Genomic DNA, 2,329 nt, shown 5'->3' with positions numbered 1-2,329 from the left:
CGGCCGGCCGGGCGGCGAGCCACGCGGTCGCGGCCCGTATGGTCGCGTCGTCCGGCACGGGGAAGCGGCCGGGCAGCACGTGCAGGTCCACCGCATGTCCGCCGTCGCGCAGTGCTGCCGCGAGTTCGGCGCCGAAGCGGTGACCCCCGGCGCTTTGCTCGGCGGGCGTGGGAAGCAGCAGATGAAAGCCGCGCGTCACGTTCATGCCGTCGCCCTAGCATGCACGCCCTGGCGGCGGAAAGCCGCGCTCAGACCCGCGCCGACATCGCGATCGGCGACGCGCCGGCGGGGCGCGCGGGGGCGCCGCCCGCGCCGTAGCGACCGCCCTGGTGGGCGGGGTGGGGCGCCACCGCGTCGGCCAGCAGCCGGATGACCCGGCCCTGCACGCGCAGCGCGTGCGACAGCAGGCGCTTGTTTTCCTCGGCCAGCGTGGCGAGGCGCTGCGACAGGGCCGTCGCCTCCGCCGCGCTGATGCCGAGCGGCATGCCCGCGCGCGCCAGTGACTGCGCGGCGAGGAAGGCGTCCGTCGCCTGTGTCTTGGCTGGCAGCAGCGCGGTCGCGCGTGCCACGTCGAGGGCGGCGAGGGCCGCGTTCTCCGCCTCCAGCGCCGCGCCTAGCTGGCGGGCCGCCTGTATCAGCGCATGTGTCATCGTGGTGCCTGTTCCTTTTGTTCCTGTGCGTGGATCAGCGCCTGCAGCACCGGCGCGGCGAGGCCGATGCCGCCGGCCGCCGCGATGCGCTTGGCGAACTCGCTCACCATCATCGGCCGCCATGTCTGCTCGCCCGCGCCGCCGCCGAACGGGCCGGAGGAGGTGTCGACGGTATCGAACATCGGCTGCAGCAGCTGGCCGATCGCCTGCGCCTCGAAACGCTGCGCGGTCGCCGCGAGGCGCGCGACCGTCGCCGGCGGCAGGTCCGTCACCGGTGTCGCGGCCGGCAGGAGGCGTGCGGCCGCCATCACCGCACCTTCAGGTCAGCCTGCAGCGCGCCGGCCGCCTTGACCGCCTGCAGGATGCTGATCAGGTCGCGCGGCCCGACGCCGAGCGCGTTGAGGTTGGCGACCAGGTCACGCAGCGTGACGCTGCCGCGCAGGATACCGAGCTTGCGGTTGTGCTGATCGTCGATCTGGATGTTGGTCCGCGGCACCACCGTCGGCTGGCCGTTGGTGAAGGGCGCGGGCATCGCGACCTCGGGCGTCTCGGTGACGCGGATGGTCAGGTTGCCCTGCGCGATCGCGACCGTGCTGATGCGCACGTTCGCGCCCATCACGACCGTGCCGGTCGACTCGTCGATGACCACGATCGCCGGGCTGTCCGGCTCGATCGGCAGATCCTCGATATGCGCCAGCGCGTCGATCGGATCGCGGCCCCCAAGGTCGAGCAGGACGGTGCGCGGGTCGGTCGCGCGCGCCAGATGGTCGCCGAGCGCGTGGTTGATCGCCTCGGCGATGCGGTGCGCCGTCGTGAGGTCGGGATTGCGCAGGTCGAGATGCAGCACGCTCGCGTGGTCGAGCCGAAAGGGCACCGCGCGTTCCACCGTGGCGCCGTTGGAGATGCGGCCGACCGTGGGCACGCCGCGCGTGACGGAGGCCGCCGCCCCGCGGGCGGCGATGGCGCCGGTCGCGAGCTCACCCTGCGCCACGGCATAGACCTCGCCGTCGGCGCCGAGCAGGGGTGCCACCACCAGCGTGCCGCCGGTCAGGTCCGTCGCGTCGCCGAGGGCAGAGACCGTCACGTCGATCCGGCTGCCGCTGCGGGCGAAGGCGGGCAGGTCGGCCGTCACCATCACCGCCGCCACGTCGCGGGTGTTGAGGAGCGCGATCTGGTCGCGCGTGTTCACGCCCATCCGCTCCAGCATGCCGATCAGCGACTGGCGGGTGAACACGGCATTGTAGAGCCGGTCGCCGGTGTTGTTCAGCCCGACGACGAGGCCGTAGCCGACAAGCTGGTTGCTGCGCACGCCCTCGACGTCGGCGATGTCCTTGATCCGCACCTGCGCGCGGGCGGGATGCACCGCGCCGAGCGTGGCGGCGATGAGCAGGAGCAGCAGGCACGCGGCGGGATGAAAGCGGGGCGTTGGCACGGGTGGGTCCTTACCAGCAGCGCGTTAAGGTTTGGGCGTCACTCTGCCGGCGCAGGCGCAACCCTCGTGCCAGCGCGGATGCGGCCGTTTCTGCGCGTTTGCGCATCGCCGCCGCGGGCGGGGGGCGGCACAACATGCCGGGCGGCAGGCCCGGCCGGCAGAATGGACCGTGTTGATGAGCACCATCGGGCCGCTCTCCGGCCCCGCCCACGCCACGACCCGCCGTCCCGTCCCGCGCCCCGGCGCC

Annotated in this window: 3 protein-coding genes and 1 pseudogene; all 4 read right to left on the bottom strand. The window is 73.4% G+C overall.

The window, feature by feature from the left end:
• Positions 1–205 (bottom strand): annotated as a pseudogene (locus B8460_RS17170) (hypothetical protein); the annotation flags it as partial.
• 43 nt (positions 206–248) lie between these two features.
• Positions 249–650, bottom strand: coding sequence for a hypothetical protein (locus B8460_RS17165; RefSeq protein ID WP_048862838.1), 402 nt, complete (start codon positions 648–650; stop codon positions 249–251).
• Positions 647–958: a rod-binding protein gene (locus tag B8460_RS17160; protein ID WP_052945287.1), complete on the bottom strand. Its 312-nt coding sequence runs from the start codon at positions 956–958 to the stop codon at positions 647–649. Before B8460_RS17160 ends, B8460_RS17165 begins: the two co-directional genes overlap by 4 nt.
• On the bottom strand, positions 958–2,082 hold the full coding sequence (locus B8460_RS17155) for a flagellar basal body P-ring protein FlgI (protein ID WP_052945286.1): 1,125 nt from the start codon (positions 2,080–2,082) through the stop codon (positions 958–960). The genes B8460_RS17160 and B8460_RS17155 overlap by 1 nt, the downstream gene beginning before the upstream one ends.
• Positions 2,083–2,329 lie beyond the last annotated feature (247 nt).

It is taken from the genome of Acidisphaera rubrifaciens HS-AP3 (genome assembly GCF_000964365.1).
Classification (GTDB): Bacteria; Pseudomonadota; Alphaproteobacteria; order Acetobacterales; family Acetobacteraceae; genus Acidisphaera; species Acidisphaera rubrifaciens.
The sequence above is the reverse complement of the archived record's forward strand: the minus strand, read 5'-3'. Positions and strand labels throughout refer to the sequence as shown.